Raw genomic sequence first — 20,109 nt, forward strand, 5'->3', positions numbered from 1 at the left:
TTCGGATCAGCTGCCGCTGCCCGACTTCACCATCGGCAGTGAAGTCGATTGCCCGATCGGCTCGGTGCCGCTCGGGTGCGACGCCGCATAGGCGCCTGCCTGGATGTCGGCCACCGGCATCGTCGAGTTCATCGCGGGCGCGCTGGTCGACTGGCCGACGGGCTCGGTGCCGCTAGGACGTGCAGCGGCCATCGCGCCGGCCTGGACCTCGGGCTTCTCGGGCGAATTCATCTGAAGCGGATGGAAGTCCGAACCATCGGTGGTTTCGGCCGATGCGTTGACGGCGCCCATCGCTGCCAGCGCAGCGAAGGAACCGACGGCGAGAAGCTTGAAGGAAGTGCGCATGGTGTGTTCTCCTGATTGATTGCAGGTTGTCTCCGGTCACGTGCCATCGCGCGAACTGCGCGTGGCAGGACCTGAGTGCACTCTAGGCACGCTGACTGAGTTGGATGTGAGCGAAGAGTTAGGCGCGTGTGAGCGCCGCTCTTTTTCCTAAAGCTTTGGACCGCAGTAAAGCGGACTAGGCGGACGGCGCGGGCAGGTGCACGCGCGCCATCAACCCCGGCCCGTCGGTGCGATTGCGCAACTCGATGCGCAGGCCATGCCGCTCCGCCGCCGTGCGGGCAATCGCCAGGCCCAGCCCGCTGCCGCCGGCGGCAGCGCCCGGCACACGGAAGAAGCGATCGAACACGCGACCGATGGCGGCCTGCGGAATGCCGGGGCCGTTGTCGAGCACGTCGACCACCGCATGGCCTTCGACACGGTGCAGCTTCACGTCGACCACGCCGCCTTCGGGCGCATAGCGCAGCGCGTTGTCGATCAGGTTGTCGAACACGCTGCGCAGCTCGGCCGCGGGCGCGACCACCACCGCGGCGATGCCGCCCTCGAAGCCGATGTCCACGCGCCGCGCATCAGCCAGCACCATCAGCTGGCTCACGCTGTCGCGCAGCAGCACCTCGATGTCGACGCGCTCGCTCGCGCCGCCCACGCGCGGCGCATCCTGCCGCGAAAGATGCAGCAGCTGCTCGATCAGATGCTGCGCGCGCGTGACGCCCGCTTCGAGCTGGTTGAAGCGCTCGGTGGCTTCGCCGGCCGGCACGTGCGCGCGCAGGTTCTCGATCTGCAGGCCGATGGCGGCCATCGGCGTGCGCAGCTCATGGGCCGCGTCCTGCACGAAGCGCCGCTGCGTGGCGAAGGCGCTGCGCACGCGCGACAGCAGGTTGTTGAAGGCGCCCACCAGAGGCGCGATCTCGTCGGGCACGCGGGCGAGCGACAGCTCGGTGGGACTGCGCTCGTCCTGCGAGGCCACGTCGCGCGCCACCGCGCGCAGCGAGCGCGATGCGGCCGACACGATGACCCACAGGATCAGCAGCGCCAGCGGCAGCAGCAGCGTGATCGGCAGGCCTTCGAGCAGCGCGCGGCGCAGGGCGCGGCGGCGGCGGTAGTCCTCGTTCTGCAGCACCTGCACGCGCGGCTGATCGGCACGCGAGCCGGGCTCGGCGGTGAACACGCGCCACGCGGAGCCCGAATGCGCGCCGGTGTTCACGTCGCTGAAGCCCGGATGGGCCTGCAGAGGCACCGTGAGCACCGGCCACGAGGTGGCGCGAAGCGTGCTGCCGTCGGCGCTCCATATCTGCACGATGAAGGCGCCGCGCGAGAAGGCGGCCTCGCCGTCCATGGGGTGCGGCAGCTTCTGCGGATCGCTGCCCGCGTACGACTCGGCCACCAGTCGCATCTGGTCGTCCAGCGCGTTGTGCACGAGGTTGCCGTACGCGACGAACGAGAACCACGCCGTGAGCACGGCCGCGCCGAGGTGCAGCGTGATGAGCCACAGCAGCAGCTGCGTGCGCAGCGATCGCGGCCGCCACCAGCGGCCCATCCCGCGCGCCGCACCGTTCATGCCGCGACGCGCCAGCCCAAACCGCGCACGTTGCGGATCGCGTCGGCGCCGAGCTTTCTGCGCATGCCGTGGATCAGCACGTCGATCGCGTTGCTGGTGACTTCCTCGCCCCAGCCGTAGATGCGGTTCTCGAGTTGCTCGCGCGAGAGGATGGCGCCGGGCCGCTCCAGCAGCGCGTGCAGCAGCGCGAACTCGCGCGCGGTGAGTGCCTCGCGCGCGCCGTTGACCACGACTTCGCGCGTGGTGAGGTCGAGCTGCAGCGCGCCGCTGCCGACCAACGAGTGCGCGGCGCCGTCGCGGCGGCGCACCACGGCGCGCATGCGAGCGAGCAGTTCGCGGAATTCGAAGGGCTTGAGCAGGTAGTCGTCGGCGCCCAGGTCGAGGCTGTGGATGCGGTCGTCGAGGCCGTCGCGCGCGGTGAGCACCAGCACCGGGGTGGCGTCGCCGCGTTCGCGGGCGCGGCGCAGCACTTCGGTGCCGTCCTGCTTCGGCAGGCCCAGGTCGAGCAGCACGCAGGTGTAGCCGCCGTCGCCCAGCGCGCTCTGCGCCAGCTCGCCGTCGCGCACCCAGTCCGCGGACCAACCCGCGCCCTCGAGCGCCTGCTTCAGGCTGCGCCCGATCATTTCATCGTCTTCCACCAACAGCACGCGCATCGCGGCGACTCCTTCGGCCGCAAGGTAGCACGCGACCGGGATGATCGGAAGAGCCTGCGCCGTGGCGCAGAGTAGGTACGAATACTTAGAGCACGCTTAGGCGGCGGGCGCGGCGCGGGGTCAATGGCCAGGGTCGCGGCGGGGTCAGGCCACGCGCACGGCGTGGCGTTCGCCCTCGTCGTCCGAAGCGAAGGCCAGCAGGTCGAGGGCCTCCTTCTCCACGCCGGCGCGGTCCGCCTTCGACCAGCGACCGAAGGGCTCCAGCACCACGGTGGCGACGTTCATCTTCCCGCGCTCGATCTTCCAGACGCCCGCCACGAAGCCGTCGAGCAGCACCGTGCCGCGAACGATGCCGTTGACGGTGAACACGCGGGCGCGGTGCGACTCGCTCAGCACGCGGCTGCGGTCGGCATGGGAGAGCAGCAGGTTGTCCCACTCGGCCACCAGGCGCGGCGGCGCGGGCGTGTCGGGATCGGGGCGCGGCGCCCGGGGCAGGTCGAAGAACTCCTGGCCGTCTTCGCCCGCGAACACGCGCAGCCGGGGCCGCAGGCGTTCGGCAACCGCCTTCCAGCCGGTGAGGCCCGACCATGCGCCGGCATCGGCCAGCGTTGCGGGTCCGAAGGCGGCGAGGTAGCGCAGAAGCAGGTCGTCCTGCGTGGCCGGGGGAGCGTCCGCGGCTTCCCCGAGCCAGTCGCCCAAAGGCTGCAGCACCGCGTTCTGATGCGAGTTCCAGGTACCGGCAGGCGGCAGGTGCACGAGCGGCAGGTTGTTGCGGATCAGTGCGGCGAGCGATGCGGCCTCCCTGCCCGTCCATTTCAGGCCGAGGGCCTGTCCGAGCTCCGCGCCGGTGCGCGGCCTCTCGCCGAGCAGCGCGAGCCCCGCGGCGATCACCGCTGCGCGATCGAGCCCTTCGAGTTCCTTCTTGTGGTTGCTGCCCAGCAGGCCGCGCTGATGTACCGGCTCCAGCAGCGGGCGCCAGGCCAGCGCGTCCTGCGCGGTCATCAGGTGCAGGGTGGCGCGCAGGGTCGACATGCGCACGACGCGGCGCTTGCGCAGGGCCTCGGTGAGCTGCTCGCGCCGGAAGCCTTCGATGCGGCTCCAGAGGCCGACATAAGGCGGATTGGGCGCCTGCGCCTGCAGCCCCGCCAGCCGCTCGATGGCCTGCGATGGAGTGAACCTGCGCCGCTCCAGCAGCATCTGCCGCGCCAGCGTGGCGCGGTTCAGCGCGCGCAGGCTCAGAACTTCTCGTGCGGCGCGAGGTATCGCCATTGCCCCAGCGGCAGGTTGCCGAGCATCACCTTGCCGATGCGCACGCGCTTGAGCCCGACCACCTTCAGGCCGACCAGCTCGCACATGCGGCGGATCTGGCGCTTCTTGCCCTCGGTGAGCACGAAGCGCAGCTGCTCGGGGTTCTGCCATTCGACGCGCGCGGGCTTCAGCGCCTGGCCGTCGAGGCTCAGGCCGTGGCGCAGCTTCGCGAGCATGGCCTTCGGGAAGACCGCCTGCACGTTGGTGGTGACGGGGTCGTCGTCGTCCATGCGCACCAGCTGGCCGGTGGGCGCGGGCTGACCCAGGCCGTGGTAGGCCACGCGCACCAGGTATTCCTTCTCCATCGTCGAGTCCTCGCCGATGAGCTGGCGCGCGATGCGGCCGTCCTGCGTCATCACGAGCAGGCCGATGGAGTCGATGTCGAGCCGGCCGCAGGGCGCCAGGCCGCGCAGCTGCTTCGGGCTGAAGAAGAAACGCGCGTTGTCGTCGGCCCATCGGTTCTGCGGCGTGAAAAGCGTGACCGCGGGCTCGTGGCCGTCCTCGGCCTGCCCGCTCACGTAGCCGATGGGCTTGTTGATGAGGATGGTGACCTGGTTCGCCTGCTGGCCCTTGGCGGCCTTGTCGACCTCGATGCGGTCGGCGGGCGTGACCTTCACGCCCATCTCGGCCGGCCTGCCGTTGACTTTGACCCAGCCGTTGGCGATCCACTCGTCGGCTTCGCGGCGCGAGCACAGCTTGAGATCGGCCATGCGCTTGTTCAGGCGCACGGCATCGGCGGGGGGAGTGGAGGGCTCGGTCATCGCAGGCTTGATCAATGGGCGGCACCGATGCTATCCTGAACCCAGACGCGAGTTGATCGCGTCCTTTTTGGGGGATTCCCAAGTGAGCACACGCAAGTACCAGTACGCCATCGTCATCGGGCGTTTCCAGCCCGTTCATTTCGGACATCAACGACTCATCGAGGAAGGCCTTCGTGCCGCCGAACGGGTCATCGTGGTGGTCGGCTCCGACCGGCAGCCACGCAGCGTCAAGAACCCCTTCACCTTCGACGAACGCGAACGCATGGTGCGCGCCTGCCTGCGCGGCACCGAGCAGATGCGCGTGAGCGTGGTCGGCGTGGGCGACTCGCCCTACAACGACCAGATCTGGATCGCGTCGATCCAGTCCGCGGTCGAGCGGCTCATCGCGCAGGACGGCCATGCGCCCGCCAAGGCCAGGGTGGCGCTGGTGGGGCACCTGAAGGACGCGTCGAGCTACTACCTCAAGCTTTTCCCGCACTGGGAGTTCGTCGGCCAGAACAGCGTGGAAAGCCTCAACGCCACCGACGTGCGCAGCCTCTACTTCGACCCCGAGAACCGCGGCCAGCTCGCGCGCGCCGACCTGCCCGACGGCACAGCGGCCTTTCTCGACCAGTTCACCCGCACGGCCGACTACGCCGAGCTCTGCGAGGAGCGCGCGTTCCTCGTCGACTACCGCGACAAGTACCGCTATGCCGGCAGCGAGTTTCCGCCGATCTACACCACGGTCGATGCCGTGGTCGTCGAGGCCGGCCACATCCTGCTGGTGCAGCGCAAGTTCCACCCCGGCAAGGGCACCTGGGCGCTGCCCGGCGGCTTCGTCGGCCAGCACGAACGGCTGCAGGACGCGGCCATCCGCGAGCTGAAGGAAGAAACCCGCCTGAAGGTGCCCGTGCCCGTGCTCAACGGCAGCATGAAGGCCAGCCAAGTGTTCGATGCGCCCGACCGCTCGCAGCGCGGCCGCACCATCACGCACGGCTTCTTCTTCGAGCTGGCGCACAACCAGTGGACGGGCCTGTCGGAAGTGCGCGCCGACGACGACGCGGCCGAAGTGCGCTGGGTGCCCATTGCCGAGTTCCTCGACATGCAGGAACGCATCTACGAAGACCACTTCTTCATCGCGAATCATTTTTTGGGTGGCCTGGGAAAGAACTGACCCCGGGCTTGTCAGCAAGAACGGCCCCGGTTGACGGGGCCAACGTGAAAGGAGCTTTCACATGAACCGCAATCTCGCCTCCACGCCCCTGGGCAACAACCTGCTGCTTCGCACCGACTCCTACAAGGTGTCGCACTGGATGCAGTACCCGCCCGGCACGCAGACGGTGTACAGCTACATCGAGTCTCGCGGTGGCATCTTCAGCCATTCCCTCTTCTTCGGGCTGCAGGCCTACCTGCGCGAATACCTGCAGACGCCGGTAACGCGCGACGACGTGGAGGAAGCCGCGGCGCTCATGGCCGCGCACGGCGAGCCCTTCAACCGCGAAGGCTGGCTGCGGCTGATCGAGAAGCACGGCGGGCTGATGCCGGTGCGCATCCGCGCCGTGCCCGAAGGCAGCGTGACGCCGGTGCACAACGTGCTCGCGACCATCGAGAACACCGACCCCGAGTTCTTCTGGGTCACGAGCTTCCTGGAGACCGAGCTGCTGCGCGCCATCTGGTATCCCACCACGGTGGCCACGCTCTCGGCCGCGGCGCGCACCACGCTGCTGCGTTATCTGGAAGCGACCTGCGACGACCCGCAAGGGCAGATCGCCTTCAGGCTGCACGACTTCGGCGCGCGAGGCGTGTCGAGCCTCGAATCGGCCGCGCTCGGCGGCATGGCCCATCTTGTGAACTTCATGGGCACCGACACGCTGGCTGCGCTGGTAGCAGCGCGCCGGTATTACGACTGCGACGTGGCGGGCTTCTCGATTCCCGCGGCCGAGCACAGCACCATCACCGGCTGGGGCCGCGACCACGAGGCCGATGCCTACGGCAACATGGTCGACCAGTTCGGCAAGCCCGGCGCGACCTTCGCCGTGGTGAGCGACAGCTACGACATCTTCAATGCCTGCGCCCGCATCTGGGGCGAGGAGCTGAAGGCGAAGGTGGTGGCCTCGGGCGCCACGCTGGTGGTGCGGCCCGACTCGGGCGACCCGGCCGAAACCACGCTGAAGGTGGCGCGCATCCTGGCCGACCGCTTCGGCACCACCACCAACGCCAAGGGCTACCGCGTGCTGAACAACGTGCGCATCATCCAGGGCGACGGCGTGACGCTCGACTCGCTGCGGCTGTGCCTGTCGAACTTCTATCACAACGGTTTCTCGACGGAGAACATCTCCTTCGGCATGGGCGGCGGGCTGCTGCAGCAGGTCAACCGCGACACCATGCAGTGGGCGATGAAGTGCTCGGCCATGCAGGTGAACGGCGAGTGGCGCGACGTGTACAAGTCGCCGGTGGGCGACCTGGGCAAGGCCTCGAAGAAGGGGCGGCTCGCGCTGGTGCGCGGCGAAGGCGGCGACGTGCGCACGCTGCGCGAGGAAACGCTCGGACCGGGGCAGGCCGACCTGCTCCAGACCGTGTTCGAGAACGGGCGCATCGTGGAGAGCACGAGCTTCGAAGCTGTGCGCGAGCGGGCCGCGGCCGGCGTCGGCCAGCTGATCACCTCGCGCGCGCCGCTCTGAGCCTTCGGGGCAGTGGGCCCAACGGACCGGGAGTGCGCGGAACCGGCTGCCACATGGCATCGCCATAATCCGCGCAACTCCCGGATTTCATGACCAAACTCCTGATCCTCAGCGTGAGTGCCGGCAACGGCCACGTGCGTGCAGCACAGGCGCTTGCCGCCACCGCCCAGTCCCTCGCTCCGCCCTGCACGGCGGTCCACATCGACGCGATGGCCCACGTGGCCGCGGGGTTCCGCAAGGTCTACACCGACTGGTACATCCAGCTCGTGAATCGCGCGCCGGAGCTGTGGTCTTACCTGCACCAGCGCACCGACGTCACGCCGCATCACGCGCCCTCGCAGCGCCTGCGCCGCGGCATCGAGCGGCTGAGCACCGGCGCACTGGTGCGCGAGATCCGCCGCGAGAAGCCCGACGCGGTGATCTGCACGCACTTCCTGCCTGCGGAGCTTCTGATGCGCGAGCGCAACCGCGGCCGCATCGACTACCCCGTGTGGCTGCAGATCACCGACTACGACCTGCACAACATGTGGCTGGTGCCGGGCATGACGGGCTACCTCGCGGCGACGGAAGAAGTCGCCTTCCGCCTGCGGGCGCGCGGCATTCCGCCCGAGCGCATCCACGTCACCGGCATTCCGGTGATGCCCGCGTTCTCCGAGCCCGATGCGCCCGCGCTGGCGCGCGATGCCTGCGTGGCGGGCCTCGGCCTCGATCCTTCGCGCCCGGTGCTGCTGATGGTGTCGGGCGGCGCCGGCGTCGGCGACCTGTCGAGCATGGTCGAGCGCGTGCTCGGCATGGGCGGGCCCGATGGCAAGCCGAACGATTTCCAGGTGATCGCCGTCGCAGGCCGCAATGCGGAGGCGCACGGCAAGCTGGAAGCGCTGGCCAAGCGGCACCCGGGCCGCGTGGCGGCCATCGGCTTCACCAACGAGATGCACAGGATGATGGCCGCTTCCGACCTGGTGGTGACCAAGCCCGGCGGCCTCACGGTGTCGGAGTGCCTGGCGCTGGGCAAGCCGATGCTGCTGATCTCGCCCATTCCGGGGCAGGAAGAACACAACGCCGGCTTCCTGATGGAGGAAGGCGCGGCCTGGCTCGCCTACGACGCCATCGGCCTCGACTACAAGGTGGCGCGCCTGATGGCCGACCCCGCCAAGCTCGCGAGCATGGCCACTCGCAGCCGCGCGCTGGGCAAGCCACAGGCCGCACGCTCCGTGCTTCGACACGTACTGGGTACCGCGGCATGAGCGGCGCAGTCGAAAAGACGAGCGTGGCCCGCACGCTCGGTTATCTCGCCTGGGTCATCGTCATGGCCTTCCTCTTCGCCAACGCCGAGATCCAGATCGAGGGCGGCGCCGGCTGGGCCACGTCGCTGCCGACCTGGCGCATCGAGAACAACATCTGGCTCGACATCTTCTGGGGCGGCCGCGCGATGACGGGCTACCACGCCTGGGTCTTCACCTTCATGGCGCTGGTGTTCTTCTCGCCGCTGGCCTTCAACGGGCGCTGGACCTGGCGCGACGTGGGGCTGGCCGTGGCTGGCCTCATCGTGTTCTGGGTCTGCGAGGACTTCAGCTGGTTCCTCATCAACCCGGCCTTCGGCTGGGAGCGCTTCAATCCGGTGGACGCTTTCTGGCACAAGCACTGGATGTGGGGCGCGCCGGTCGACTACTGGGGCGGGCTGGCGGCGGCGGCGATCATCCTGGTGACGCGGCACTGGCGGCGCAAGGACAGCCGATGAGCAGCGGCAGAAGACACAAGGAAGGCCGGCAGCAGCACATCGCCGAGGCACCGCGCCCCGGCCACTGGGCCGATCCGCTGGACGCGCTGGGCGTGGAGAACCTGCACCGCATCACGCCCACGCTGTACCGCAGCGCCCAGCCCCGGCGCGCCAACCTCGCCGCGCTGCAGTCGCTGGGCATCCGAACCGTGGTGAGCCTGCGTTCCTTCAACGACGACCGGAAAGTGTTCGCCGGCAGCGGCATCCGGCTGGTGCGCGTGCCGATCAACACCTGGTCCATCGACGACGCCAAGGTGCTGCGCGCGCTGCAGGCCATCCGCGCGGCCGAGAGGCAAGGGCCGGTGCTCATCCACTGCATGCACGGCGCCGACCGCACCGGCGTGGTCGCGGCGGTGTACCGCATGGCGATGCAGGAATGGGACAAGGAAAGCGCCCGCCACGAGATGCTGCGCGGCGGCTACGGCTACCACACGCTGTGGCGCAACATCCCGCGCTACATCGAGCGGCTCGACCCGGCCAGGATGCGCGACGCGCTGGCCCATGGCCAGGCGATTCCGGTGGTGTCCTGAAGGCGCCAGCGGCTTTCCGAACCCGCTCCTATACTGGCCGCCCCGTGGCCCCGGGGCCATCCGCGAACCTTCATCAAGAGGTACTTCCATGGCGCTGCAGATCCGCTCCCTCATCCGTTCCAGCGGCGAACTCGAACTCTCGCTGCACGACGACCCCATTCCCGAACCGCAGGCCCACGAAGTGGTGATCCGCGTCGAGGCGTCGCCGCTCAATCCATCCGACCTGGGCCTGCTGTTCGGTGCGGCCGACATGAGCACCGCCAAGGCCTCCGGCACCGCCGATCGCCCCGTCGTCACCGCCACCGTGCCCGAGCGCGTGCTTCCCGCCATGAAGGCACGGCTCGACGAGTCGATGCCGGTCGGCAACGAAGGCGCCGGCGTGGTGGTGAAGGCCGGCTCGTCGCCGGCCGCGCAGGCGCTGCTGGGCAAGACCGTGGCGGCCATCGGCGGCGCGATGTACTCGCAGTACCGCTGCCTCGCCGTGGCCCAGTGCCTGGAACTGCCGGCGGGCACCACGGCGGCCGAGGGCGCGTCGTGCTTCGTCAACCCGCTCACCTCGCTGAGCATGGTCGAGACCATGCGCATGGAAGGCCACAAGGCGCTGGTGCATACCGCCGCAGCGTCCAACCTCGGGCAGATGCTCAACAAGATCTGCCAGAAGGACGGCATCGCGCTCGTCAACATCGTGCGCAAGCAGGATCAGGAAGACCTGCTGCGCGGCCTAGGCGCCAGGTATGTGTGCAATTCGAGTTCGCCCACCTTCATCGAGGACCTGACGCAGGCCCTGGCCGAAACCGGCGCCACGCTGGCCTTCGACGCCATCGGCGGCGGCAAGCTCGCCGGCCAGATCCTCGGCTGCATGGAAGCAGCCATCAACCGCAACGCCAAGGAATACAGCCGCTACGGCTCCAACACGCACAAGCAGGTCTACATCTACGGCGGCCTCGACCGCGGCCCGACGGAAGTGGTTCGCAACTTCGGCATGACCTGGGGCATGGGCGGATGGCTGCTGTTCCCGTTCCTGCAGCGGCTGGGCGACGCGGGCACGCAGCGCCTGAGGGCACGCGTGGTCGCCGAGCTGAAGACGACCTTCGCGAGCCACTACACCCGCGAGGTGTCGCTGGTGGAGATGCTGCAGCTCGATGCGATCGGCGTGTATGGCAAGCAGGCTACCGGCGAGAAGTTCCTGCTGAATCCGAGCAAGGGCGTCGCGGCCTGAAAGGAAAAAAGGGCGGTCCTCGAGGACCGCCCTTCCAAGGCCATCAGCTCTTCACGAGCGTGGCTGTTTCGTTCGCAGGCGCCACTGCGTAGTGGTCGAACTGCATCGTGTACTGCGCACGGCCCGAGGACAGCGCACGCAGGTTGCCGATGTAGCCGAACATCTCCTTCAGCGGCACATGCGCCTCGACGACCGCGGCATTGCCGCGCATCGACTGGCCGCGAACCATGCCGCGTCGCCGGTTCAGGTCACCGATGCAGTCGCCGAGGTAGTCGGCCGGCGTGATGACCTCCACGGCCATCACCGGCTCCAGCACCACCGCCCCGGCTTTCGCGGCCGCCTCGCGGAATGCCGCGGCTGCAGCCAGTTCGAACGCCATCGCCGACGAATCGCGCTCATGGTGGCTGCCGTCCACCAGCGTGGCCATGAAGTCCACGCAGGGGAAGCCTGCCACCACGCCCGATTGCGCGGCACGGCGGATGCCGGCCTCGACCGCGGGAATGAATTCGCGCGGAATGGCGCCACCCACCACCTGGCTCTCGAACACGATGCCTTCGCCTCGCGCCAGCGGCGCAAGGCGCAGCCTCAGCTCGGCGAACTGTCCGGGACCGCCGGTCTGTTTCCTGTGCACATGGTGCACCTCCGTTTCTCTCGATACCGTTTCCCGGCAGGCGACCTGCGGCCGTCCCACCGACACTTCGACGCCGTACTTCGCGCGCAGCTTCTCGATGGACACGTCGAGCTGCAGCTCGCCCATGCCCGACAGGATCGTCTGGCCCGATTCGGCGTCATGCCGCAGTTGCAGGCTGGGGTCTTCCCGCAGCATGGCCTGCAGCGCCTTCGACAGCGACTGCTGATCGGCCTGCGCCTTCGGCTCGATCGCGACATGGATCACGGGCTCGGGCACGCTGATCTCCTCCAGATGCACCGGATGATTCCGGTCGCACAGCGTGTGGCCGGTCAGCGTGTCCTTCAGCCCGACGATGGCCGCGATGTCGCCGGCCACGAGCTCGTCGCGCTCGATGCGGTCGTCCGCATGCACCTCGTACAGCCGCGCCGCGCGTTCGATGCGCCCCGTCGCGGCATTCAGCACCGTGTCGCCACGCTTGAGCCTGCCGCTGTAGACACGCACGAACACCATCGCGCCGTGGTCGTCGCTGGCGATCTTGAACGCGAGCGCCGCGAACGGCGCCTGCGGATCGCTGGCCGAGGCCACTTCGCCAGGCTTCGGCAGCCAGTCGACCACGGCATCGAGCAGCGGCTCGACACCGCGGTTGCGGTACGCCGAGCCCGCCAGCACGGGCACGAAGGCACCGGCCAGCACGCCCTTGCGCATGCACTCGCGCAGCACGTCGGCCGAAGGCTCCTTGCCGTACAGGTAGGCGACCATCGCCGCTTCGTCCTGCTCGACAGCGAGCTCCACGAGCCGCGCCCGGTGGCTCTTCGCCACCGCCAGCATTTCGGCCGGCACGTCGATCACGCGGTACGGCTGGCTCGCATCGTCCTTGTCCCAGACGAGCGCGCGCATGCCGACGAGATCGATCACGCCGCGGAAGTCACCTTCCGCGCCGATGGGCAACTGCACGGGCACGGCCTTCACGCCCAGGCGTTCTTCCATCATCGCGACCACGCGCAGGAAGTCGGCACCCAGACGGTCGAGCTTGTTGACGAAGGCGATGCGCGGCACGCGATACCTGTCGGCAAGACGCCAGTTCGTCTCGGTCTGCGGCTCCACGCCCGCCACGCCGTCGAACACGACGACCGCGCCATCGAGCACGCGCAGCGAACGGTTCACTTCGATGTTGAAGTCGATGTGGCCGGGCGTGTCGATCAGGTTGATCTGCGCGCCATTCCAGTGGACGGTGATGGCCGCGCTGCTGATGGTGATGCCGCGCTTCTGCTCCTGCGGATCGAAGTCCATGCGGGCCGTGCCGCGGCTCACGTCGCCGATGCGATGGCTCTCTCCCGCGTAGAACAGGATGCGCTCGGTGGTCGTGGTCTTGCCCGCGTCGACGTGGGCAATGATGCCGATGTTGCGGAGGTTTCTGGGTTTCGGGTTCATGACGAATCTTTCTTTTCATTGGATCGAAGCGCGCATTGCGACGCTGCGCTTCGAAGGCCTGGTTGGCACGCGCCAGCTCCAGGCAAGAAAAATTCGCCTGGGGGCTAGCGACGAACGGTGTCGTGCTGGGTAGCGATGCGGTGGCCGGAGTCCGGGCGCACGAGGTCCACGCTCCGGCGGAGGCGAATCGTGGCGATCAGCTTGTCGTAGGTACGCATGGCGTCTTGAGGATGAAGGTGCAAAAAAACAAAACCCCGGAAGGACGAGCCTGCCGGGGTTTCTTCAATACCGGAAGGCGCACCGCCTTCCGAACGCGATCGAGGGCGATGTCAGGTGGCGATGAACGCCTCGATGGCTTGAGTGAATTTCATGGTGGGCGGGATTGTGGGGATCTCTGTTAACAAAGGCAAGCACCGCGATGCGCGGTGTTGGCCGGAAGTCACGGTAATGAATATGCGGCCTGCATCAAGTCCTGCAAGCCCTAGACCACCAGCCGATACCCCACGGCCGTTTCCGTGAGCAGGTGCCTCGGCTGCGCCGGATCGGCCTCCAGCTTCTGCCTCAGATGCCCCATGTAGATCCGCAGGTAGTGGCTCTGGTCGGTGTATGACGGCCCCCACACCTCGCGCAGCAGCTGTCGTTGCGTCAGCACGCGCCCCGCGTTCGCGACCAGCACCGACAGCAGCCGGTACTCGGTCGGCGTCAGGTGCACTTCGACGCCCGCGCGGCGCACGAGGCGCGCTGCGCGGTCGAGTTCGATCTCGCCGAAGCGGAACAGCGCCTCGGGCGTCGCTTCCTCCGTGCTCGCCGTGCGCGGGCGCCGCAGGTTGGCGCGCACGCGGGCCAGCAGTTCGCCGGTGCCGAAGGGCTTGGTGAGGTAGTCGTCGGCGCCGGCGTCCAGCGCGGCGATCTTGTCGGCTTCGTCGGTGCGCGCCGACAGCACGATGATCGGCACGGCCGACCAGCCGCGCACGTCGCGGATCAGCGAAACGCCGTCGCCGTCGGGCAGGCCGAGGTCGAGCACGAGCAGGTCGGGCTGTCGCGTGCCGGCGGCCGCCAGCCCGTCGCGCAGGGTGCCGGCCTCGTGCACAGCCCAGCCCTCGGCTTCGAGCGCGCCGCGCACGAAGCGGCGGATTTGCGGCTCGTCTTCGATCACGATGGCGGTAGGCGATGGCATGGGGTCAGATCTGGGCTTCGGCGGGTTCGGGCGGCTCGCGGCGCGGCAGCGTGACCGTGAATTCTGCACCGCCGTCGCGCGCGTTCTCGGCAGTGATCTCGCCGCCGTGCGCGCTCACCACGGCCTTGCAGATCGCAAGGCCCAGGCCCACACCCGGCGTGGCCGACTCGGCCTCTCCGCGCGTGAACTTGTCGAAGAGCTTCTGCTCGTGCCCGAGCAGCGCTGCCGGGAGACCTGGGCCGTGATCGCGCACAGTCAGCACCAGCGCACCGGGTTCCGCGCGCGCGCCGACCACGATGGGCGGCGCGCCGTACTTGGTGGCGTTCTCCAGCAGGTTGACCAGCACGCGCTCGATGAGCACCGCGTCGAACTCGACCAGCGGCAGCTCGGGGTCGAGCGCGGTCTGCACCACGGTGCTGCCCAGAGACGTTCGCGCCGCGCGGATGGCCGAGCCCACCACCTCTTCCACCGACTGCCAGTCTCGCCGCAGGTTCACCGCGCCGCCGGCGATGCCGCTTTCGAGCCGCGCCATGTCGAGCAGGTTGCTCACCAGCGCATGCAGCTCGTGCGCCTGCGCGACGATGGCGCGCGCGGCGTTGGCGTGCTCCCCGAGTGGCAATGTCTGCAGCGACTCGGCCAGCGCGATGAGCGCGGTGAGCGGCGTGCGCACATCGTGCGAGATGGCGCCCAGCAGCGCGTTGCGCAGTCGTTCCGATTCCATCTCGACCACGGCCTGCTGGGCCACCTCGACGTAGTGCACCCGCTCCAGCGCGATGGCGATCTGCCGCGCCAGCGTGTCGAGCTGCTGCGCCTGCTCGGGAATGAGCAGCCAGCGCGGCTGCGCGGGCGACAGCGCGAGCACGCCGCGCACGCGCATCGGCGCGCGCAGCGGAACGTAGTGCCAGGGCTGGGCCGCGAGCGTGGCGGTGGCGAGGCCGGCGCTCTGGCCGTGGCGGAAGGCCCAGTCGGCCACCTGCGGATCGAAGCCCTCGGGCGCATCGGCGGGCATCACGAGCTGGTCGGCCGCGTCGGTCACGAGCACCAGCGCATCGCCGCCGAAGTGGCCGCGCACGGCGGCGGTGCCGAGCGTGACGACCTGCGAGGCCTCGAGCGCGGCCGACAGCTCGCGCGTGAGCTCGAACAGCGAGCGGGCGCGCCGCTCGCGGCTGGTCGACACGCCCGCCGCGAAGCGCAGCCCCGCCGTGAGCTGCCCCACCAGCAGGCCGACGCCGAGCATGATCGCGAAGGTCAGCACGTACTGCACGTCGCTCACCGCGAACGACAGGCGCGGCGGCACGAAGAAATAGTCGAAGGCCGCGACGTTGAGCAAGGCCGCCAGCGCCGAGGGTCCGCGCCCGAAGCGCATCGCCACGCCCACCACGCCGAGCAGGAACAGCATCACGATGTTCGACAGCTCCAGCACGCTGGCCAGTGGCGTGCACACCAGCGTGAGCGCGACGCTGGTGGCCGTCGCCCATGCGTAGGCGGGCCAGTGGATGGGCGCCTTCTCGTGGTCGTCGCTGTCGAGGCGCGCGCCCTGCAGCGACGTGCGCGACAGGCGGCGTGCGCTGTCGACGGGCGCGACTTCCATGATGTCGAGCGCCGGCGCGCGTTGTGCCAATGCGCGAGCGAGCGGGACCGCCCTTGCGGGCCACCAGCGCCGCCAGCCGGTCTCGGGCTGCGAGCGACCCAGCACCAGCGTCGCGCAGTTGAGCCGCCGCGCCTGCTCGGCCAGTTGCTCGGCCACGTCGGAGCCCGTGAGCACGGCCGTGGCCGCGCCCAGCTCTTCCGCCAGCTTGAGCACCGCGAGGATGCGGTCGCGCTCCGCCGCGGCCAGGCGCTGCAGCCGGGGCGTCTCGACGTACACCGCATGCCATCGCACGTTGAGCTGGCCCGCAAGGCGCGCCGCCGTGCGCACGGTCTGCGCCGCGCCTTCGTGCGGGCCGACGCACGCGAGGATCGCGCCCGACGTGTTCCAGGCCTGCAGGCCGGGGCCCTTGCCGTTTCCGCCCGCGCCGCCCGGGCCCGACTGCTCCACGCGCCAGCCGCGCACGTCGTCTTCCACGTGCTCGGCCGTGCGCCGCAATGCGATCTCGCGCAAGGCGATCAGGTTGCCCTTGCGGAAGAAGTTCTGCGCCGCGCGCTCGGCCTGCTGCGGCAGGTAGACCTTGCCGGCCGCGAGCCGCGCGGTGAGCTCGTCGGGTGTGACGTCGACCAGCACCACTTCGTCGGCTTCGTCGAGCACGGTGTCGGGCACGGTCTCGTGCACGCGCACGCCGGTGATGGCGCCGACCGTGCCGTTGAGGCTTTCGAGGTGCTGGACATTGAGCGCCGACCAGACCTCGATGCCCGCGGCCAGCAGCTCCTGCACGTCCTGCCAGCGCTTGGCGTGGCGCGAACCGGGGGCGTTGGTGTGGGCCAGCTCGTCGACCAGCAGCACGGCGGGCTTGCGCTTCAGCGCGGCGTCGAGATCGAACTCGGCCAGGGTTCGGCCACGGTACGCCAGCTCGCGCAGCGGCAGTGCGTCGAGCCCCGCGAGCAGCGCGGCGGTTTCGCTGCGGCCGTGGGTCTCGACCACGCCGATCAGCACGTCGCGCCCGGCGGCATGCTCGCGCTGCGCGGCGCTGAGCATGGCCCATGTCTTGCCGACGCCCGCGCTGGCGCCGAAGTAGATGCGCAGCTTGCCGCGCTGGGCACGCGCCTCGTCGCTGCGCAGCTGCGCGAGCAGCGCGTCGGGGTCGGGGCGGAGCACTTCGTTCATCGGCGGCACAGGTTAGCGCATCGGGCGGTCCTTGCGTCGTCCCGCATGCCGGCCCGCGTGGCGCCGCGCCGTGCGCGACAGCACCAACCAGGCGAAGCCCAGCGGCACGAACAGCGCCGCCATGGCCAGCAGCGCGAGAAGCAGGTCAGTGACCATGGCGCAGGCCGCAGCGCGCGAGGTGCTCGCGCCAGCTCACGAGCCGGCCGATCTCGCCCGAGGGCACGCACTCGATCAGCCGGTGCAGCACGTCGGCATAGCGCGCCAGCGGCAGGCGGATCATCAGGCGCACGCAGGGCGCGTCGCTTTCCTGCGAGCTGCAGGCGTGCAGCAGCGGCTCGCAGCGCACCACGCCCGCCTCGGGGCAGCCGGCGATGCTGCGGCGCACGCGCAGGGCGTCGGCGCAGCAGACGGTCACGTCGAGCACGTAGAACGGGCTGTTGTTGCCCCCGTTGCCTTGCGTGCTCATGGGAGCGTGCGTTCTCGGCACGCCGGGGTGTTCTCGGTAAGCGGCATAAGCCATGGTTGGTTTCTCCTCAACGCGAAGTCGACGGACTGAATGAACCCGAAGCGGCATCGAGCGCGATGTTCAACGCCAGCACGTTGACCCGCGGCTCGCCCAGGAAGCCCAGCAGGGGCTTCTGCGTATTCCTGTCGATCAGCGACTGGACTTGTGACAGCGGCATGCCGCGCACGCGCGCCACCCGCGCCGCCTGGTACTGCGCGGCGGCCGGGCTGATGTCGGGGTCGAGCCCGCTGGCCGAGGCCGTGACCAGGTCGACGGGCACCGGCGCGGTGTTGTCCGGATCGGCCGCGCGCAGCGCCTCCACGCGCGCCTTCACCGCATCGGTGAGCGCGGGGTTCAGCGGCCCCTGGTTCGAGCCGCCCGAGGCGCTCGCGTTGTAGGGCTGCGGCGCGGTGGCCGACGGGCGGCCCCAGAAGTGCTTCGGGTCGCTGAAGTTCTGGCCGATGAGCTTCGAGCCCACCGTGGTGCCGTCGAGCACGATCAGGCTGCCGTCCGCTTGCGTGGGGAATGCCGTCTTCGCGACGCCGGTGACGGCCATCGGATAGATCAGGCCGGTGAGCGCGCTCAGCAGCACGAAGAGCACGAGCGCGGGGCGGACGATGCCGCCCTCGCTGCCATTGCTGTTGCCATTGCCATTGACGGTGTTGTTGTTCATGACGGAATACTCCTCAGACGAGATGGACGGCCACCAGCAGCCAATCGATCAGCTTGATGCCGATGAAGGGCACCAGCAGGCCGCCCAGGCCGTAGATGGCCAGGTTGCGGCGCAGCAGCGCGGCGGCGCCCACCGGCCGGTAGCGCACGCCCTTGAGCGCCAGCGGAATCAGGAACACGATCACCAGCGCGTTGAAGATCACCGCGCTCAGGATCGCCGACGACGGGCTCGCCAGCCGCATCACGTTGAGCGCGCCCAGCTGTGGGTAGGTCGAGATGAAGATCGCCGGGATGATGGCGAAGTACTTCGCCACGTCGTTCGCGATCGAGAAGGTGGTGAGCGAGCCGCGCGTCATCAGCAGCGCCTTGCCGGTCTCCACCACCTCGAGCAGCTTGGTCGGGTTGGAGTCGAGGTCGACCATGTTGCCGGCCTCCTTGGCGGCCTGCGTGCCGCTGCCCATGGCCACGGCCACGTCGGCCTGCGCGAGCGCGGGGGCGTCGTTGGTGCCGTCGCCGGTCATGGCCACAAGGCGGCCTTCGGACTGGTACTGGCGGATCAGCGCGAGCTTGTCCTCGGGCGTGGCCTCGGCCAGGAAGTCGTCCACGCCGGCCTCGGCGGCGATGGCCGCGGCCGTGAGCTTGTTGTCGCCGGTGATCATCACCGTCTTGATGCCCATGCGGCGCAGCTCGGCAAAACGCTCCTTGATGTCGGTCTTGACGATGTCCTTGAGCTCGACCATGCCGAGCACGCGGTTGCCCTCGGCCACCGCCAGCGGCGTGCTGCCGCGGCGGGCGGCTTCCTCGGCCGCGCGCAGCACTTCGGGTGCCACCGTGCCGCCGATCGCCTCGACGTGGCGGCGCACCGCGTCGACCGCGCCCTTGCGCAGCAGCACGGGGTCGGTGTCCAGGCTGTTGGGCGCGGCCGGCAGGTCGGCGCCGCTCATGCGCGTCTGGGCGGTGAAGGCGACGAAGCGCGCGCCTTCCACCGGCGTGGGCTCCAGTCCTTCGCGGCGCGCGAGGTCGACGATGCTGCGGCCCTCGGGTGTCTCGTCGGCCAGCGAGGCCATCATGGCGGCGCGCGCGAGGCGCGCCTTGGTCACGCCCGGCGCGGGCAGGAAGGCGCTGGCCTGGCGGTTGCCGTGCGTGATGGTGCCGGTCTTGTCGAGCAGCAGCACGTCGACGTCGCCGGCGGCTTCCACCGCGCGGCCCGAGGTGGCGATCACGTTGGCCTGCATCATGCGGCTCATGCCGGCCACGCCCACGGCCGACAGCAGGCCGCCGATGGTGGTCGGGATCAGGCACACCAGCAGCGCGACCAGCGCGGTGAGCGACACCACCGTGCCGGCGCCCGCGGCTTCCACGCTGAAGATCGAGAACGGCAGCAGCGTGACCGTGACCACCAGGAACACGATGGTCAGCGCCACCAGCAGGATGGTCAGTGCGATCTCGTTGGGCGTCTTCTGGCGCTTGGCGGCCTCGACCATGCCGATCATGCGGTCGAGGAAAGATTCGCCCGGGTTCACCGAGATGCGCACCACCAGCCAGTCGGACAGCACACGGGTGCCGCCCGTCACGGCCGAGAAGTCGCCGCCCGACTCGCGCACCACGGGTGCCGATTCGCCGGTGATGGCGCTCTCGTCGACCGAGGCCACGCCTTCGATCACTTCGCCGTCGAGCGGGATCACGTCGCCGGTCTCGACCAGCACCACGTCGCCCTTGCGCAGGTTGGGCGCCTGCTCGGGAAGCCACTGCCCGCCGTGATGCGGCTCCTGCAGCTTCTTGGCCCAGGTGTCCTTGCGAAGACCGCGCAGCGAGGCGGCCTGCGCCTTGCTGCGACCCTCGGCCAGCGCTTCGGCGAAGTTGGCGAACAGCACGGTGAACCACAGCCAGATGGTCACGGCCAGCACGAAGGCGGGCTTCATGCCGGTGTCGCCCGGGAAGCTCAGCGCATGTACCCAGAGCACCGTCGTGAGGATGCTCCCGATGTAGACGATGAACATCACCGGGTTGCGCCACTGGACGCGCGGGTTGAGCTTGGCGAAGGCGGCCCACAGCGCGGGCTTGACCAGCGCCGCGTCGAACAGCGAAAGAGATGTCTTGGTATTGGCAGTAGTCATGTTGCGC

Annotated in this window: 18 protein-coding genes; 6 read left to right on the forward strand and 12 right to left on the reverse strand. The window is 69.4% G+C overall.

What is annotated here, in order from left to right:
• Positions 1-6 precede the first annotated feature (6 nt).
• From SFB74_RS31120 to SFB74_RS31140, 5 genes are all read right to left on the reverse strand, one after another.
• A complete protein-coding gene (locus SFB74_RS31120) occupies positions 7-345 on the reverse strand; it encodes a hypothetical protein (protein ID WP_432728224.1) in 339 nt (112 codons plus the stop codon).
• A gap of 175 nt (positions 346-520) precedes the next feature.
• A complete protein-coding gene (locus SFB74_RS31125; RefSeq protein WP_432728225.1) occupies positions 521-1,900 on the reverse strand; it encodes a sensor histidine kinase in 1,380 nt (459 codons plus the stop codon).
• Positions 1,897-2,553, reverse strand: coding sequence for a response regulator (locus SFB74_RS31130; RefSeq protein WP_019657727.1), 657 nt, complete (start codon positions 2,551-2,553; stop codon positions 1,897-1,899). The genes SFB74_RS31125 and SFB74_RS31130 overlap by 4 nt, the downstream gene beginning before the upstream one ends.
• A 144-nt stretch (positions 2,554-2,697) precedes the next feature.
• Positions 2,698-3,822: a winged helix DNA-binding domain-containing protein gene (locus SFB74_RS31135; protein WP_432728226.1), complete on the reverse strand. Its 1,125-nt coding sequence runs from the start codon at positions 3,820-3,822 to the stop codon at positions 2,698-2,700.
• The gene (locus SFB74_RS31140; protein WP_432728227.1) at positions 3,789-4,622 is read right to left on the reverse strand and encodes a pseudouridine synthase; all 834 of its coding nucleotides are present in this window, start codon (positions 4,620-4,622) and stop codon (positions 3,789-3,791) included. Before SFB74_RS31140 ends, SFB74_RS31135 begins: the two co-directional genes overlap by 34 nt.
• Positions 4,623-4,704: 82 nt before the next feature.
• Between SFB74_RS31140 and SFB74_RS31145 the strand changes: the two genes are divergently transcribed.
• From SFB74_RS31145 to SFB74_RS31170, 6 genes are all read left to right on the forward strand, one after another.
• Positions 4,705-5,775 carry a bifunctional nicotinamide-nucleotide adenylyltransferase/Nudix hydroxylase gene (locus SFB74_RS31145; RefSeq protein WP_432728228.1) on the forward strand — a complete coding sequence of 357 codons (1,071 nt, stop codon included), beginning with the start codon at positions 4,705-4,707 and terminating at the stop codon, positions 5,773-5,775.
• A 61-nt stretch (positions 5,776-5,836) separates the two neighbouring features.
• A complete protein-coding gene (locus tag SFB74_RS31150; RefSeq protein WP_432728229.1) occupies positions 5,837-7,282 on the forward strand; it encodes a nicotinate phosphoribosyltransferase in 1,446 nt (481 codons plus the stop codon).
• 89 nt (positions 7,283-7,371) lie between these two features.
• Positions 7,372-8,526 carry an MGDG synthase family glycosyltransferase gene (locus SFB74_RS31155; protein ID WP_432728230.1) on the forward strand — a complete coding sequence of 385 codons (1,155 nt, stop codon included), beginning with the start codon at positions 7,372-7,374 and terminating at the stop codon, positions 8,524-8,526.
• Entirely contained in the window at positions 8,523-9,020 is a 498-nt protein-coding gene (locus SFB74_RS31160; protein WP_432728231.1) for a hypothetical protein, read from the forward strand. The genes SFB74_RS31155 and SFB74_RS31160 overlap by 4 nt, the downstream gene beginning before the upstream one ends.
• The gene (locus SFB74_RS31165; protein WP_432728232.1) at positions 9,017-9,589 is read left to right on the forward strand and encodes a dual specificity protein phosphatase family protein; all 573 of its coding nucleotides are present in this window, start codon (positions 9,017-9,019) and stop codon (positions 9,587-9,589) included. Before SFB74_RS31160 ends, SFB74_RS31165 begins: the two co-directional genes overlap by 4 nt.
• A gap of 88 nt (positions 9,590-9,677) precedes the next feature.
• Positions 9,678-10,808, forward strand: coding sequence for a zinc-binding dehydrogenase (locus SFB74_RS31170; RefSeq protein WP_432728233.1), 1,131 nt, complete (start codon positions 9,678-9,680; stop codon positions 10,806-10,808).
• A 43-nt stretch (positions 10,809-10,851) separates the two neighbouring features.
• On the opposite strand, the gene fusA is transcribed toward SFB74_RS31170, so the two are convergent.
• From fusA to kdpB, 7 genes are all read right to left on the reverse strand, one after another.
• Positions 10,852-12,870: an elongation factor G gene (gene fusA, locus SFB74_RS31175; RefSeq protein WP_432728234.1), complete on the reverse strand. Its 2,019-nt coding sequence runs from the start codon at positions 12,868-12,870 to the stop codon at positions 10,852-10,854.
• A 481-nt stretch (positions 12,871-13,351) separates the two neighbouring features.
• Positions 13,352-14,047 (reverse strand): two-component system response regulator KdpE, encoded by a 696-nt coding sequence (kdpE, locus tag SFB74_RS31180; protein WP_432728235.1) that lies wholly within the window; start codon positions 14,045-14,047, stop codon positions 13,352-13,354.
• Positions 14,048-14,051: 4 nt separating this feature from the next.
• Positions 14,052-16,808: a DUF4118 domain-containing protein gene (locus SFB74_RS31185; protein WP_432728236.1), complete on the reverse strand. Its 2,757-nt coding sequence runs from the start codon at positions 16,806-16,808 to the stop codon at positions 14,052-14,054.
• Between the two features lie 12 nt (positions 16,809-16,820).
• A complete protein-coding gene (locus SFB74_RS31190; RefSeq protein ID WP_432728237.1) occupies positions 16,821-16,964 on the reverse strand; it encodes a hypothetical protein in 144 nt (47 codons plus the stop codon).
• Positions 16,954-17,274: a hypothetical protein gene (locus tag SFB74_RS31195; protein WP_432728238.1), complete on the reverse strand. Its 321-nt coding sequence runs from the start codon at positions 17,272-17,274 to the stop codon at positions 16,954-16,956. The genes SFB74_RS31190 and SFB74_RS31195 overlap by 11 nt, the downstream gene beginning before the upstream one ends.
• A gap of 67 nt (positions 17,275-17,341) precedes the next feature.
• Positions 17,342-17,986, reverse strand: coding sequence for a potassium-transporting ATPase subunit KdpC (gene kdpC / locus SFB74_RS31200; protein ID WP_432728239.1), 645 nt, complete (start codon positions 17,984-17,986; stop codon positions 17,342-17,344).
• 13 nt (positions 17,987-17,999) lie between these two features.
• The gene (kdpB, locus tag SFB74_RS31205) at positions 18,000-20,102 is read right to left on the reverse strand and encodes a potassium-transporting ATPase subunit KdpB (protein ID WP_432728240.1); all 2,103 of its coding nucleotides are present in this window, start codon (positions 20,100-20,102) and stop codon (positions 18,000-18,002) included.
• Positions 20,103-20,109: the final 7 nt, after the last annotated feature.

Source organism: Variovorax xiamenensis, assembly GCF_050916385.1.
Lineage (GTDB): Bacteria > Pseudomonadota > Gammaproteobacteria > Burkholderiales > Burkholderiaceae_C > Variovorax.